Consider the following 14292-nt stretch of genomic DNA (forward strand, 5'->3'; position numbering starts at 1 on the left):
AACGGCAGCGGGGCAGTGCGGCGGCAGCGTGAGCGTGCCCGGTGCGAAGCCCCTGTGGGCGACCTCGATCAGCCCCCACGTTGTGTACGGGCGGGGCCGCCCGGGTGGCACGCCGGTCAGGACCCGGCCAGAGCGTGCAGTTACGCGGGCGGCGAGGTCCGCGCGCTCCCCATCCTTTCTGCCAGATCCGCAAATCGGACGGTAAGCTGCGGACACATGGTGGTCGACAGGCGACATCCTCCGCGATCGGGACGGCGCTCCTCCAGCGTCTCCTCCTCGCGGTCGCTCTTCATCGCAGGGGCCGAGCCCGCTTCCGTCCCGCTGTACGGCTTCCAGCCCCCAGTCGGTACGCCGTACGGCCTGGAAGTGACCACCGTCGAGGACTTCCACGCCCACCACGACGACTGGCCGTGGAACCCGCCCCGTCCGGGCCGGGCCACCTTCCACTACCTGATCCTGGTCACCGAGGGTGTACTGCGGCACGACGTCGACCACGTCACGCGCACCGTCGCCCCCGGCCAGTGGCTGTGGGTGCGCCCCGGGCACGTGCAGTGCTGGCACGACCCCAGCACCGCCCGGGGCCCCTTCGTCATGTTCGAGCCGGACGTGCTCCGGTCCGACACCGCCCGCGAGCTGGCTCCCCTCGTCTCACACGACGCTCCCGCCGTCCTGACCCCGCACTCCGCCGACGCCCCCTGGCTGGAACAGACCGCGCTCCAGCTCCTCGACGAACACCGCGCGCTGGGACGCCGCCCGCTCGCGGCCCATCACGCCCTGCGGCGCAGCCTCCTCGAAGCGCTGCTCCTGCGCCTGGCCCACTCCCCAGGTGTCTCGGCCCCTCCGGCCGACGCCGGAACCGCCTCCTCAGGTAGCGGCTGCCGCTCCGCGCCCCCCGGCGGCACCGCCGGGCGCCGCCACACCTACGAACGATTCCTGGACGCCCTCGAGCTGCGCTTCCGTGAGCTGCACCGCGCCGACGACTACGCCCAGTTGCTCGGCTGCTCGGTGCGCACCCTCAGCCGCGCCGCCCGGGCCGCCACCGGCAAGGGAGCACGGGAGATCATCAATGGCCGGCGGCTGCTCGAAGCGCGCCGCCTCCTCGGCCACGCCCGGTGGACCGCCCACGAGGTCGCCGCCCACCTCGGCTTCACCGACGCGGCCAACTTCGGCCGGTTCTTCCGCCACCACACCGGCCTCACCCCCGCCGCCTACACGGCTCGTCAGGTGACCCCCGATTGCTGACGGCAAGGTGTACAGGGTGCGCCACCCACCTGCTGGCGCCATCCGCCGTCTGCAGCTCTCCGACGCAGGTCGACGAGCTCGAACTCGGCGTCGCCACGGCGGCGATGGGTTGTGCTGCCCTGAGCAGGAGTTCAGGAAGAGTGGGGAAGATGCTGGGCGGGGATGACGCCCAGGCGGCCCGCCTGGTAGTCCTCGAAGGCCTGCTGGACCTCTTCGCGGGTATTCATCACGAACGGGCCGTACTGGAAGACGGGTTCGCGGATGGGGAGGCCGCCCAGCACGAAGAGTTCCAGCTTGGGGGAGCGGGATTCCTGGCGGCGGTCGGCGGTCAGGCGCAGTGCGTCACCCGTGCCGAAGACGGCGAGCCGGCCCTCCCGGATCGGGTGGGCTTCGGCGCCGACCGTGCCGTGGCCCGCCAGGGTGTAGGCGAGTGCGTTGTAGGCGGGGTCCCACGGCAAGTCGACCTGGGCGCCGGGTTCGACGGTGAGGTGGGCGACGGTGATCGGGGTGTGGGTCACGCCCGGGCCGGTGTGTCCGGCGATGTCCCCGGCGATCACCCGGATCAGCGCGCCGCCGTCGGGGGTGGTGAGCAGCCCGGTGTGCTTGCCGCGGATGTCCTGGTAGCGCGGCGGGCTCATCTTCTCGGCCCGCGGCAGGTTGACCCACAGTTGCACTCCGTGCAGGACTCCACCGCTCATGACCAGGTGCTCCGGCGGCTGTTCGATGTGGAGGATGCCCGAGCCCGCGGTCATCCACTGGGTGTCGCCGTCGATGAGATGCCCGCCGCCGCCATTGGAATCCTGGTGTTCCACGGCGCCGTCGATGAGGTAGGTGACGGTCTCGAAGCCGCGGTGTGGATGCCACGGAGTTCCCATGGGTTCCCCCGGCGCCATCTCGACCTCGCCCATGTGGTCCATGTGCACGAGCGGATCCAGCTCGGGCAACGGCACCCCGGCAAAGGCGCGGCGCACCGGGAAGCCCTCACCCTCGAAGCCGTGCTGTGCAGTCGTCAGGCGGTGAACGGGCCGGTATGCCGTGTCGGCCGGGTCGAGCTCCGGCAGGCGCGGCAGGACGAGTACGTCGTCCACGGTGATGGCAGGCATGTCTCTCTCCTCTGTTCCGGTCTGTTCGGGGTGCTGTCAGAAGGCGTGCTGCGTCCCGTCAGAAGGCGTGCGGCCCGAACCGGCCCCAGGCCACGAAGACGGTCAGGGCGAACAGGACCACGTTCACGACGACCGACTGGGCCTCCCCGCGCCGGCTGTGCGTGATCGCGGCGCCGAGCATGGTCAGTGCCAGGCCGGAGGCGGCCAGCGGAACCAGGTCCGGAGCGATGTCCACGGCCGCGGGCAGGATCAGCCCGATCGCGGCGAGAACCTCCAGGAGGCCGATCGTCTTGATCAGCCCAGGGGAGAAGTCCTCGGCCCAGCCCATGGACGGGGAGGCGATGAGCTTCTCCTTCGGCTGGGCGAGCTTGGCGGCGCCGGCGCCGAGGAAGACCAGAGCGAGCAGGGCCGCGACAGCCCAAAGGGTGACGTTCACAGATACCTCTTGCGATCGGGTTGTGCGGACGTGTGGCGTGGCCCGCAGTGGTTGATGTGTCATCTAAGTTAGTGGAGATTAGGTGACGTATCAACCCGTGGTCGAACGGGGTCGGCGGTCAGGTCGCGTGTTCGCTCGCCCCTGACCCATCGCCCCCTACGACCCTCGCCGGACACTCGCCGCCGCCCCGGCGGCCCCGGCACCACGCCCGTGCGACCCGCTTCTCTCGCTCACGTACTCTCATTCGCCCGTACCGGATGCTTGCTCAGGATCGAGACCCGGTTGAACGCGTTGATGGTGACCGCCGCCCAGATCGCCGCGGAGATCTGATCGTCGGTGAGTACCTGTCGAGCGGCTTCGTAGGCGGACTGTTGTGCGACAGCATCGGTGGGGTCGGTCGTCGCCTCGGCCAGGGCGAGGGTCGCGCGCTCCACGGGGGTGAACACCTCGGTGTCCCGCCAGGCGGCAAGTACTCCCAGCCGCTGCGCCGACTCGCCCGCGCGCACGGCCGCCCTGGTGTGGATGTCGAGGCAGTAGGCGCAGCCGTTGAGCTGGGACACGCGGAGGTTGATCAGTTCCACGGCGATGCGGTCGAGTCCTGCCTCGGCGGCGACGGCGCGCACCGCTTCCGATGTCTGCACCAGGGCGTGGAAGGCCTTGGGGCTCTGTTTGTCGATGAAGATCCGCACGTCTTTGGCTCCCCATGTACTTCCTGTGGCCTTCGCCCTATGATCACGGCACGATAGTTGATGCAACAACTAGATTCCCTGAGGGGTGGTCTCGGTGAGTAATGCAGAAGCCGAACCGGCAGTGATGAGATGCGGGCCGCCGGACGACGATGTCCGGCAGGCCGGGGTGCCACGGGTCGACGTGCTCCCGGCGCGGGACGTACCCCTGGGCGGACCGCGCTCGATGACGGTGCGGCGGACGCTGCCGCAACGGGACCGCACGCTGATCGGCGCCTGGTGCTTCGCCGACCACTACGGCCCCGACGAGGTCACCGACAGGGGCGGCATGGCGCTGGCCCCGCATCCGCACACCGGTCTCCAGACGGTGACCTGGCTCTTCAGTGGGGAGGTGGAGCACCGCGACACGCTCGGCACCCACGCCCTCGTGCGGTCGGGGGAGCTGAACCTCATGACGAGCGGGTACGGCATCGCCCACTCGGAGGTCTCCACCCCGCGCACAACCGTCGTCCACGGCGTCCAGCTGTGGGTGGCGCTGCCGGCGGAGCACCGCAACGCCGCACGGGACTTCCAGCACCACGTGCCCGAGCCCGTGCGGATGCAGGGGGCCGAGATCAGGGTCTTCCTCGGCTCGCTCGCGGATGACGTCTCTCCGGTACGGACGTTCACGCCGCTGCTCGGCGCCGAGATCATCCTCGAACCGCGTATGACGGTCGCCTTCTCCGTGGACACCGGCTTCGAGCACGGCGTTCTCGTGGACAGCGGTGACGTCCGTGTGGCCGACACGCTGCTGCACCGGGCGGAGATGGGCTATGTCCCGCCGGGTGCCGATGTGCTGACGCTGTCGAACGAGTCGGATGCCCCGGCGCGCACGATCCTCCTCGGTGGAACTCCCTTCGAGGAGGAGATCGTCATGTGGTGGAACTTCATCGGCCGCACCCACGAGGACGTCGTCAAGGCCCGCGAGGACTGGGAGGCCTCCTCCGAGCGTTTCGGCACCATCCAGGGCTTCCCGGGAGGCCGTCTTCCCGCGCCCGCCCTGCCCAACGCCACCATCAGGCCGCGCCGCAACCCTCCGCGCCGCTGACCTCCTTCAGGAAGGCATGCCCATGAGTCAGTCTTCTGCCGTCCCGGTCGTGGAACGGGCGGACGCCCACCATCGGTACGAGATCCTGGTCGACGGCAAGCGCGCCGGTGTGACGGAGTACCGCGACGTCGATGACCAGCGCGTCTTCTTCCACACCGAGGTCGACGACGCCTACGCCGGACAGGGCCTGGCCGCGCTGCTGGTGCAGCAGGCGCTCACCGACACGCGCACCTCCGGGAAGCGGATCGTCCCCGCCTGTCCGTACGTGGCCAAGTTCGTGAAGAGGCATGACGAGTTCGCGGGCATCACCGACCCCGTGACGCCCGACGTCCTGCGGTGGCTGGAGGCCGAGCTGGGCTGACTGTTCGCCGCCCGACCGCTCCGGACCTCCTCGATCAACCGAACGCGGCGCGGCTTACGCCAAAGCCAATAGATGACAGATCAAAGGTGCCCCGGGCTCCCGGATGACTCGTCAACTTCACCTACACTCGTATTCATGGAGCAGGCGGTGCGATGGTTGACCCCGGAGGAGCAGCACGCGTGGCGGAGCTTTGTTCGGTTGCATGAGCGGCTGGGGGGCCGTTTGTCGCGTCTGCTGCAGGCCGAGTCGAAGTTGTCGGCTGCGGACTACGCGGTGCTGGTCAATCTGACGGACGCGCCGGATGGGCGGCAGCGTTATCAGGACCTGTGCCGTGATCTGGAGTGGGAGAAGAGCCGGATGTCCCATCACATCGCGCGGATGGCCGGCCGTGGGCTGGTGGTGCGGGAGGAATGCCCCGAGGACGCGCGGGGGGCCTTCGTGGTGATCACGCCGAAGGGGCGGGAGGCGGTCGAGGCGGCGGCCCCGCTACATGTGGAAGCGGTGCGGGACCTGTTCCTGGACCACGTCACGCCCGCGGAGCTGCGGATGCTGGGCGAGATCTCGGGGCGCGTGGTGCAGAAGCTGGACGAGAAACCGTTCTGAACCCGAGGTGCGGCGGCCGCGGGCGGTCGGCCGCATCGCCCGTCCCGGAGCCTCGGACAGGTCCACCAGGACGACGTACTCGACCAGGCTCGGCCCGCATCCGCGAGCAGATCAGCCTCCAGTACCCGGGGCACGACGAGGACGGCTCGGGCGAGTCCGGCACGGCGGCATCCTCGGCACCATCACCGGCGCCGACCACCTCGTCGGCATGCTCACCGCGTTCATCGGCCCGGCGCCCGACCCGTCAGCCGCTGAGCCCGGCGATGCCCGAGATCGCCTCCGGGCCCACCCGGCAGCAGCCGCCGATCAGACGGGCGCCGGACTGCTGCCAGCCCCGCACCTGGTCGGCGGTGAAAGTGGCGCGGCCGGTCCAGGCGCGGGCGCCGGCGTCCCAGGTCTCACCGCTGTTGGGGTAGACGACGACCGGCTTTCCGGTGACCCGGGCCGCGATCGCGGCGGCGGTGTCCGCGTCCTCGGGTGCGCAGCAGTTCACGCCGACCGCGATCACCTCGTGCGCGTCGGCCGCCAGGGCGAAGGCCTCCTCCAGGGGCTGCCCGGCGCGCGTGCGGCCGCCGGCGACGGAGTACGTCAGCCAGGCCGGCACCCCGAGCCCGCGCACCGCCCGCAGCAGGGCCCTGGCCTCGTCGGCGTCGGGGACCGTCTCCAGGGCGAGGACGTCGGGACGGGCGGCGGCCAGCACCTCCAGGCGGGGGCGGTGGAAGCGCTCCAGCTCGTCGACCGTGAGGCCGTAGCGCCCCCGGTACTCGGAACCGTCCGCGAGCATCGCCCCGTACGGGCCGGCCGAGGCGGCCACCCACAACGGGCGGGAGACGCGGGCCAGGCGGGCCGCGTCGCGGGCCAACTCGACGCTGAGGGCCATGAGTTCCGCTGCCCGGTCGTGGTCGATGCCGTGCTTGGCGAAGCCCTCGAACGTGGCCTGGTAGCTGGCAGTGATCGCCACGTCCGCGCCCGCCCGGAAGTAGGCGAGATGCGCCTCGGTGATCGCCTCCGGCTGCTGCGCGAGCAGCCGCGCCGACCACAGCTCGTCGCTCAGGTCGTGCCCGGCCGACTCGAGCTGGTTGGACATGCCGCCGTCGAGGACGACCGTCCCGGCGGCGAGGGCTTCGGCGAGGGGGAGGGTGCTGGTCATACGACGACGGTAGTCGAGACCCGGCGGCGGACCCCAGCCGACTGTGTCCAGTACATGAACAGGTCGCCCAACATATGGGATGGCGGGTTACGATCACGGCCCTCCCCCTCTCCTCTCCGCTCGTCAGGAACGCCCATGACCGTCCCCAGCCCCGCCGAGGCCGCCGAACCCGTCGAGCCGGCCCCGGCGCCCGCTCCCCGCCGCACCTTCGGCCTCGCCGCCGCCACGGCCCTCGTCATGGGCAACATCATCGGCGGCGGCATCTTCGCCCTGCCCGCCACCGTCGCCCCCTACGGCACGGTCAGCCTGCTCGCCTTCGTCGTGCTCTCGGTCGGCGCGGTCGCCCTCGCCCTGCTCTTCGGCAGGCTGGCGCGGCGCAGCCCGGTCACCGGCGGGCTGTACGTGTACCCGCGGGACGCGTTCGGCGACTTCGCCGGGTTCCTGTCGGCCTGGTCGTACTGGACGATGTGCTGGGTCAGCATCGCCGCCCTGGCCGTCGCGGTCGTCGGCTACGTCGACGTCCTGATACCCCTGCACGGCAACCACGTCCTCCAGGCCGCCGTCGCCATGGCCGCTCTGTGGCTGCCCGCCGCCGCCAACTTCGCGGGCACCCGCTGGGTCGGCGCGGTGCAGGTCGTCTCCACCGTCCTGAAGTTCGTGCCGCTGCTCCTGCTGGCCACCATCGGCCTGTTCTTCGTCGACGCGGACAACTTCGGCCCGTTCAACGCCTCCGGCCAGAGCGTCTCCGGCGCGCTGGCCGCCTCCGCCGCGCTGCTGCTGTACAGCTTCCTCGGGGTGGAGTCGGCCGCGGTCAGCGCGGGCGAGGTCCGCGACCCGGAGCGCACGGTCGCCCGGGCGAGCGTGCTCGGCACCCTGGCCTCGGCCCTGGTCTACATCCTGGGCACGGTCGCCGTCTTCGGCCTCGTCCCGCACGGCGAACTCGTCGACTCCGGCGCCCCGTTCGCCGACGCGGTGAACGCCCTCACCGGCAGCTCCTGGGGCGGCACCGCCATCGCCCTGGTCGCCGTCGTCTCGATCACCGGCTGCCTCAACGGCTGGATCCTCATGGCCGCGCAGATGCCGTACGCCGCCGCGCGTGACGGTCTCTTCCCCGCACCCTTCGCCCGGGTCGGCAAGGGCGGCGTCCCCGGCTTCGGCGTCTGGGCCTGCGCGATCCTCGGCACGCTCCTCATCGCCCTCAACTACACGGCGGGCCCGGACACCACGTTCCGCGTCCTCGTCCTGATCACCACGTTCACCGGCTGCGTGCCCTACCTCCTGTCGGCGGCGGCCCAGCTCTACTGGCTGGCCCGCGGCACCCGCGCCCGCGTCCGCCCCGCCGGCCTCGCCCGCGACCTGACCGTCGCCGTCCTCTCCTTCGGCTTCTCCTTCTGGCTGATCGCGGGCGCCGGATACGCGGCCGTCTACCAGGGCGTGTTGTTCCTGTTCGCCGGGATTCCGGTGTACGTGTGGCTGCGGGGGCGGCGGGAGGCGTCCGACTGAAGCGCGTTGCAGGAGGCTGTGGTCCTGCAGCTCACGCGTCCTGACCCTGCGGTGGGTTGCTGTGCGGCTTGCGCCGTTCCCGGCGGTCGGGAGGGCGGATGACCACTCAGCGTCGACCCAGTCGTCCAGATCGGTTACGGCCCTGTCACCACGTCCCTGGTGCTCCGCGCCTATCCTCAGGAGCCGCTGACCGATGCCACGTCAGCAACGTCATGACAGGGGTGGCAAGTGACCGGGCTGATCGGCATGGGTGTGTTCTTGTTGCCATGGGGGCTGCGCATCTGGTACGTCGAGCGGAGCTTGAAGCGCAACGGGGTGCGTGTCGTCGCGACATGCGTCGACCGGGTCTACGGAGGGAACAGCGCGGATCCCAAGAGTGTGCTGTGCGAGTACTACTCCGAAGACGGCCGCCGGATGCGCTGGATGGTGGGCGGTGAGCCCGACTTCCCGGAGGTGGGCGACCAGGTCGAGCTGATCTATGACGCGCAATATCCGGGGCAGGCAGTGAGGTGGGAGGAGAGGAGGTCCCCGATCACCCTCGGCGTCGCCTGGACCTCCGTGGCCGCCCTGTTGATCGCCGCGGGAACGCTGGGAGTGCTGCTCACCTGAGGCCACGAGTCGCTGGTCGCTACCGGCGGACAGTCCCGACAGTCTCACGGCGGACAAGGCCTGCAGCACCCGTGCCGCGCATACCTGACTCCGCGAACACAGGCCGCCGAGGCCGGCCCGGCTCGCTGACCGCGAACCCGCGTGATCGTCAAGTATCAGGGCACCAGCACCAGGCGACCGCGCAACCCACCCGCCGCCAGCCTGCGGTGCGCCTCGGCGACCCTGTCCAGCGGCATGACGTCGGCGACCCGCTGACGCAGCCCGGCGGTGGCCAACTCGGCGAGCCGGGGGCCGTCCGCGCGGATCCATACATTGCCCACCCGGATGCCGCGCAACGGCGTCGGCGCGTTGCCCAGCCCGCTGACCATCGAACCCCCGCCGCGCACCGCGTCCAGCGCGAGCATGCCCACCGATGCCGCGTCGACTGCCGCGTGCACGCCACCGGGCACAAGGTGGCGCACCTCGGCGGACAGGTCCGCAGTCCGCGGCACGAAGAACGCCGCGCCTAGATCGCGCACCAGCTCCTCGTCGCCGGCGCCCGCGACCGCAACCACCCGAACACCGGCCGGCGCGGCGAGCTGCACCGTGTAACCGCCCACTGCCCCCGCCGCTCCGGTGACCCGCAGCGTGTCGCCCGGCTTGGCCGCGGCGATGTCGAGTGCCTGCGCGGCGGTGAGCCGCACATCTAGTCCTCCCACAGCAGGAACGGGTTGTCGTCACCGGGGCGCCGGTAACCGTCCAGGTACCGACCGGTTTCCAGCGCCTCGGCGGTGTAGTGCAGCAGTGCGGGCAGGGAGGCCCACATGGGGTGGGAGGACAGGTGGGAGGCGCCCAGCTTGTCGTGCTCGTGGATGCGCTCCTGCGGCCGGGAGGCGTCCAGGTGGAGCACACCGCCCGCGCCGTCGGAGGCGAAGGGGATCCACGACGGGGCGTAGGCGGGGGGACACCCGTCACCCCAGACCTTCGTCTTGGACCGCCAGGCGGTCACGACCTCTTCGGTGCTCAGGATCTCGTAACAGGGCGGCAGGCAGAAGCCGCCGCTGCCGTTGTGGCCCAGCAACAGGAGGGCGTGGTCGGGGTGGAGGCCCGTGCCGAGCTGGTCCTCGGTGCGGGCGAAGTCCGCCGGGGTGGCTGGGGGAGCCAGTTCCCGGGCACGCCCGCGTTCCTCAAGCCAGCGCTCCACGCGCTGCCACGACTCGCCGAGCGGAGCGGGCTCCATGTGTCCTCCTGGTGGTCTCGGAAGGACCTCACCGTAGGCTGACGGAATGCCTGAAGTCGCCGTGGCGGAAGCCGAGTTTCGCGAGATCTTCGATTTCGCAGCCCCCGGAGGGGCGACCCTCGTACCTCTCACGCACAACCCGTCGAACGGCGTCACCGCGGGCGTGTGGCGCGTCACGGGCGGCGGCCGGTCGGCCGTCCTGAAGGTGCTGACGCGGACCAAGGAGACCAGCGTCACGTGGGCCGCCTCCAACGACCCCCGGCACTGGAACTTCTGGCGCCGGGAGGCGTACGTCTACCAGTCGGGGCTCGCCCAGGTCTGGCAGCGGCACGGCATCCGCGCGCCCCGGCTGCTGGCCTGCGTCGAACGCCACGACGGTGACCTGGCGTTGTGGCTGGAGGACGTGCCGGGCGAACCGGCGACGGCCTGGCCGCTCGCCCGGCACGTCGAGCACGCGCACCGGCTCGGGGCCGCGCAGGGCGCGGTGGGCGCCGGGGAGGACCGGCCGTGGCTGTCGCAGCGCTTCCTGCGCGACTACACGGCCTCCAAGACGACGGGCCAGGACCTGCTCGATGACGACGAGGCCTGGCGACACCCCCTGGTCCGGGAGCACTTCCCGGTCGGCCTGCGCGAGGACATGGTCCGCCTCCACCACGACCGCGAGTGGTTCCTCACGGTCATGGAGTCACTGCCGCGAGCCCTCTGCCACCTCGACCAGTGGCCGGCCAACGTCCGCTCCGACGGCCGCGACAGTGTCGTGTTCGACTGGGCGTTCGCCGGGGACGGCGTGCTCGGCGAGGACCTCGGCAACTACCTCCCCGACTCCGTCTTCGACCTGTTCGTCCCCGCCGCCGACCTCCCCGGCCTGGCCAAGGCGGCGTACGACGCCTACCTGCACGGCCTGCGCGAGAGCGGCTGGCGCGGCGACGAACGGCTCGTACGGCTCGGCGTGTGCGCCTCCGCCGTGAAGTACGACTGGCTCGCCGCACTGCTGCTCGCCCGGGCGGACGACGAGCAGCCGGCCTACGGCGGCCAGGGCACCGTCCCCGCCGGACTCCGCTACCGCGAACGCGGCCTGACCCTGGCCTTCCTCGCCGACTGGGCGGCCGAGGCCCGGCTGCTGGCACCGCAGCTCGGCTTCCCGGAGGCGCCGAGCGGCCGCTGACGGTGGATGCTCGAGGCCCACTGCCGGGAGAAGGGAAGAGCATGGCCCGCGTCGTCGAATTGTCGTACTACCCCGTCAAGGGATGCGCCGGGACATCGGCGACCGAGGCGCCGCTGACGCCCGCCGGACTGGCGCACGACCGCAGCTTCATGGTCGTCAGCGAGGAGGGCGTGTACCGGACCCAGCGCCGGGATCCCCGGCTGGCCGTCATCCGGCCGGCCGTCACCGCCGACGGAGAACACCTCACGCTCAGCGCGCCACGGACCGAAGCCCTGCACCTGCGCGTGGACACCTCCGGCACCGGCAGAAGGTGGACCTGTTCGGGACCGCCTACCAGGGCATCGACCAGGGCGACACGGCAGCCGACTGGCTCTCGGAGGTGCTGCGGGCCCGGAGCCGGCTCGTGCGCGTACCGCCGGAACACGACCGGGTGACCGACGGCCTGACACCCGGCACCTCCGGCTACGCCGACAGCTGCGCCCTGCACGTCGTCTCGCGCGCCACCCTCGACCTCCTCAACCGGAAACTGACCGAACGCGGCACGAGCCCGCTGCCCATGAACCGCTTCCGCCCCAACATCGTGATCGACGGCTGGGACGCACTCGACCGTCGGGACGAACCGCACGCCGAGGACCGTGCGCGCCGCATCCGCATCGGCGACACCGAACTGGGCTATGCCAAGCTCGCCATCCGGTGTGCCGTCACCCTGGTCGAGCAGGAATCCGGGGCCAAGGCGGGGCCGGAACCGCTGCGCACCCTCGCCGGCTACCGTCGGGCGTCCGAGGGCGGCGTCGCCTTCGGTGCCAAGTTCGCCGTGCTGCGTCCCGGCACGGTGTCCGTCGGCGACGACGCGGTCGTCACGTCGTGGGGCGAGTCCGAGCTGTGAGCCTCACTGCCGCGCGCGGCCCGCATGCCGGCCGCCGCGTCGCCGGCCCCGGCCGCGTCGCGTCGCCATCGGTACGGCGAGGCTGACGACGAGCGCCAGGCCGAGTGCGTACGGCCACCAGCCGAAGCCGACGTCCTCCGAGGCGCCGGCCCTCCGGGGTGTCACGGCGCCGGACGCGGACGCCTCGGGCGCCGTGGGGGAGGCGCTCGGGGTGGTTTCGGCGGTCAGGGCGACGTCGTTCCCGTCTCCCGCCCGGTAGTCGATGCGGTAGGTGGTGTCGCCGAGCTTCAGGCGGGCGCCTTGCCGCAGCCCCTTGAACGTTCCCGAGATCCTGCCGTCGCCCTCGTGGTCGAGGACGGTGATCTCACGAGCGGGCCTGCCCCGGTCTCCCACGGCCGCCACGTCGAGGTCCCCGGCCAGCCGGACCGTCCCCGTCACTTTCAGCGGCTCGCCGCGCAGGACCAGGGTGCCCTTCGGGCTCTGCGTGTAGCCGCCGTTCACGGTGAGGCCGGTCGTCACGGCACCTTCGTTCGTCACCGCTCCCGCGACCGTGCCCTGGCCGGTGAGCGTGGTCGCCACGCGCAGGCCCGCCGAACCCGGGTCCAGCCGCGCCCCGGCCGCCGTGAGCCGGATCGCCTTGCTGCGAGCGAGGGTGGCGCCTTTTCGCAGGGCCAGCGTGCCCTTGGAGACGGTGGTCGTCCCGGTGTACGTGACGGCGGGGCCCGTCAGTGTCGTCGTGGCGGCTCCCGACTGGGTGAGCGAGCCGCTGCCGCCGATGCGGGAGAGGGTGAGAGGCCGGTTCGCGTTGCGCAGGACGAGCGAGCCGTCGTTGACGACCTTGTAGAGGGCGCCTGCCGTGTACAGCCCGCCGTCCCCGCCGCGCTTCCCGCTGCCCAGGCGCAGCACTGCCCCCTTCTCCACCGTCGTGGAGCCGTCGTAGTACTGGACGGCCGCGAAGGTCACGTCGTTGCCGGGGGTTCCGGCGATGACGATGTCGCCCGCGCCGGGGGCCGAGAGGGTGTCGTGGAATATGCCGCCACCGATGGGGGCGCCGAGCGTCACCGGACCGTTGTAGTCGAAGGTGAGGCGGGAACGGGAGCGGGCGGCCAGGAGGTTGATGTAGACCGTCTCGGCGGTGCCCGGCATGAAGATCCTGTTCGTGGTGCCGTCGCCCCACTGGACGTTCGCGCCCTTGATGTTGGTGCCGCGCTTGTTGACGTTCTTGCGGGCGGGCGTCCAGTTGAGGGCCGGGTCGCTGAGCGACGGGTCTCTGTCGCCGCCCTGGTCCGACCAGCTGTACTGGCCGGTCAGGACGACCTTGCCGCCGGGCCGCGACTGGACGTTGATGTCGCTGCCGTACTCGCGCTGGTAGAAGTCCATGCCCATCGTGACGGTCCGGCCCAGGGGCGTGTCGGCGGTCCAGGTGCCCTGGTTGAGGACCTTGCGGACGTTCGGGAGCGAGGTCGCGTACTCCGGGCGGCCGGCGTTCAGCTGCGTGCCGTTGTCGATCACCCCGGAGAAGGGGTGCGTGCCCGACAGGTCCCAGGTGCCCCACAGGAACCTCGGCTGGGTGATCAGCCCGGAGCCGCTGATGGTGCCCAGGTTGTACGCGCTCCTCAGCGACAGCCGCAGGGTGCCGTCGACCCGGATGTTGTCCTGGTTGAGGCGGAACGCCGGGGTGTTGTACGGGAAGCGGCCGATCAGTCCCGTCGTACCGCCGTCGCCGTACTGGAGCGTGGCGCCGCGCTCCACCGTGACCGCCGGCGGGTCGGGGTTGGTGACGGTGACGTACGGGTGGTTCCCGCCCAGCGTCCGTACCCGCTGCCGCCGCCGGGACTCGGGGAGCGTGAAGTCGCTGTCCTTGGTGAGGACCAGGGTCCCGCCGCCGCGCACGGTGAGCGTGCCCTCGCCGCGGAACACGCCGTCGTACGTCGTCGTCCCGGGCGGCACGGTGACGACCGTGTCGCCGGTGAGCGTCACGTCCCGGTCGGCCAGCACGTCGGCGGTGACGTCCCGGGGGCCGGCGGCCGCCGCCGGGGGAGCGGCGAGCAGGGAGGCGACCGCCGCGAGGACACCGGCGGCCGCTGCTGTGGTGTGGGTGAGGCTGTGCACGGGAGGGGAGACGCGGGTGGCGGGCGGCCGATAACAGAAAATCGCGGTCGCCGTTCCGGTGATGCGACGGTTACTGCCTCAGGCGGGACGGGAGGGGCTCGACAGGGGGCGATGGCCAGGCCCGTCCGCA

At 71.5% G+C, this 14292-nt stretch carries 14 protein-coding genes and 1 pseudogene; 8 read left to right on the top strand and 7 right to left on the bottom strand.

Going from position 1 to position 14292, the window contains the following annotated elements:
* Positions 1 to 216: 216 nt before the first annotated feature.
* Positions 217 to 1242, top strand: a complete 1026-nt coding sequence (locus PV963_RS35845) for a helix-turn-helix domain-containing protein (protein ID WP_425540974.1) — start codon at positions 217 to 219, stop codon at positions 1240 to 1242.
* Positions 1243 to 1373: 131 nt separating this feature from the next.
* Here the strand turns inward: PV963_RS35845 and PV963_RS35850 are convergent, their stop codons facing one another.
* The 3 genes from PV963_RS35850 to PV963_RS35860 form a co-directional block, all read right to left on the bottom strand.
* A complete protein-coding gene (locus tag PV963_RS35850) occupies positions 1374 to 2345 on the bottom strand; it encodes a pirin family protein (RefSeq protein WP_274820624.1) in 972 nt (323 codons plus the stop codon).
* Between the two features lie 58 nt (positions 2346 to 2403).
* Entirely contained in the window at positions 2404 to 2781 is a 378-nt protein-coding gene (locus PV963_RS35855) for a DoxX family protein (protein ID WP_274820625.1), read from the bottom strand.
* A gap of 230 nt (positions 2782 to 3011) precedes the next feature.
* Positions 3012 to 3470, bottom strand: a complete 459-nt coding sequence (locus PV963_RS35860; RefSeq protein ID WP_274820626.1) for a carboxymuconolactone decarboxylase family protein — start codon at positions 3468 to 3470, stop codon at positions 3012 to 3014.
* A 94-nt stretch (positions 3471 to 3564) separates the two neighbouring features.
* Here PV963_RS35860 and PV963_RS35865 point away from each other — a divergent pair, with 94 nt between their 5' ends.
* From PV963_RS35865 to PV963_RS35875, 3 genes are all read left to right on the top strand, one after another.
* On the top strand, positions 3565 to 4554 hold the full coding sequence (locus tag PV963_RS35865; protein WP_274820627.1) for a pirin family protein: 990 nt from the start codon (positions 3565 to 3567) through the stop codon (positions 4552 to 4554).
* Between the two features lie 22 nt (positions 4555 to 4576).
* Positions 4577 to 4915 carry a GNAT family N-acetyltransferase gene (locus tag PV963_RS35870; RefSeq protein WP_274820628.1) on the top strand — a complete coding sequence of 113 codons (339 nt, stop codon included), beginning with the start codon at positions 4577 to 4579 and terminating at the stop codon, positions 4913 to 4915.
* A 135-nt stretch (positions 4916 to 5050) separates the two neighbouring features.
* Positions 5051 to 5518, top strand: coding sequence for a MarR family winged helix-turn-helix transcriptional regulator (locus PV963_RS35875; protein ID WP_274820629.1), 468 nt, complete (start codon positions 5051 to 5053; stop codon positions 5516 to 5518).
* Between the two features lie 244 nt (positions 5519 to 5762).
* Here the strand turns inward: PV963_RS35875 and mmuM are convergent, their stop codons facing one another.
* The gene (gene mmuM / locus PV963_RS35880; RefSeq protein ID WP_274820630.1) at positions 5763 to 6668 is read right to left on the bottom strand and encodes a homocysteine S-methyltransferase; all 906 of its coding nucleotides are present in this window, start codon (positions 6666 to 6668) and stop codon (positions 5763 to 5765) included.
* A gap of 135 nt (positions 6669 to 6803) precedes the next feature.
* Between mmuM and PV963_RS35885 the strand changes: the two genes are divergently transcribed.
* Positions 6804 to 8171: an amino acid permease gene (locus tag PV963_RS35885; protein WP_274820631.1), complete on the top strand. Its 1368-nt coding sequence runs from the start codon at positions 6804 to 6806 to the stop codon at positions 8169 to 8171.
* Between the two features lie 228 nt (positions 8172 to 8399).
* Positions 8400 to 8780 carry a DUF3592 domain-containing protein gene (locus PV963_RS35890; RefSeq protein ID WP_274820632.1) on the top strand — a complete coding sequence of 127 codons (381 nt, stop codon included), beginning with the start codon at positions 8400 to 8402 and terminating at the stop codon, positions 8778 to 8780.
* A gap of 155 nt (positions 8781 to 8935) precedes the next feature.
* Here the strand turns inward: PV963_RS35890 and PV963_RS35895 are convergent, their stop codons facing one another.
* Positions 8936 to 9478: a zinc-binding dehydrogenase gene (locus PV963_RS35895; protein ID WP_274820633.1), complete on the bottom strand. Its 543-nt coding sequence runs from the start codon at positions 9476 to 9478 to the stop codon at positions 8936 to 8938.
* Entirely contained in the window at positions 9466 to 9999 is a 534-nt protein-coding gene (locus PV963_RS35900) for an SMI1/KNR4 family protein (RefSeq protein WP_274820634.1), read from the bottom strand. The genes PV963_RS35895 and PV963_RS35900 overlap by 13 nt, the downstream gene beginning before the upstream one ends.
* Before the next feature lie 46 nt (positions 10000 to 10045).
* Between PV963_RS35900 and PV963_RS35905 the strand changes: the two genes are divergently transcribed.
* Together PV963_RS35905 and PV963_RS35910 are read left to right on the top strand one after the other, a co-directional pair.
* On the top strand, positions 10046 to 11164 hold the full coding sequence (locus tag PV963_RS35905; protein ID WP_274820635.1) for an aminoglycoside phosphotransferase: 1119 nt from the start codon (positions 10046 to 10048) through the stop codon (positions 11162 to 11164).
* A 41-nt stretch (positions 11165 to 11205) separates the two neighbouring features.
* Positions 11206 to 12050 (top strand): annotated as a pseudogene (locus tag PV963_RS35910) (MOSC domain-containing protein).
* A 3-nt stretch (positions 12051 to 12053) separates the two neighbouring features.
* On the opposite strand, the gene PV963_RS35915 reads toward PV963_RS35910, so the two are convergent.
* Entirely contained in the window at positions 12054 to 14162 is a 2109-nt protein-coding gene (locus tag PV963_RS35915; protein WP_274820636.1) for an autotransporter-associated beta strand repeat-containing protein, read from the bottom strand.
* Positions 14163 to 14292: the final 130 nt, after the last annotated feature.

Origin of the sequence: Streptomyces coeruleorubidus, assembly GCF_028885415.1 — a bacterium.
Taxonomy (GTDB): Bacteria; Actinomycetota; Actinomycetes; order Streptomycetales; family Streptomycetaceae; genus Streptomyces; species Streptomyces coeruleorubidus_A.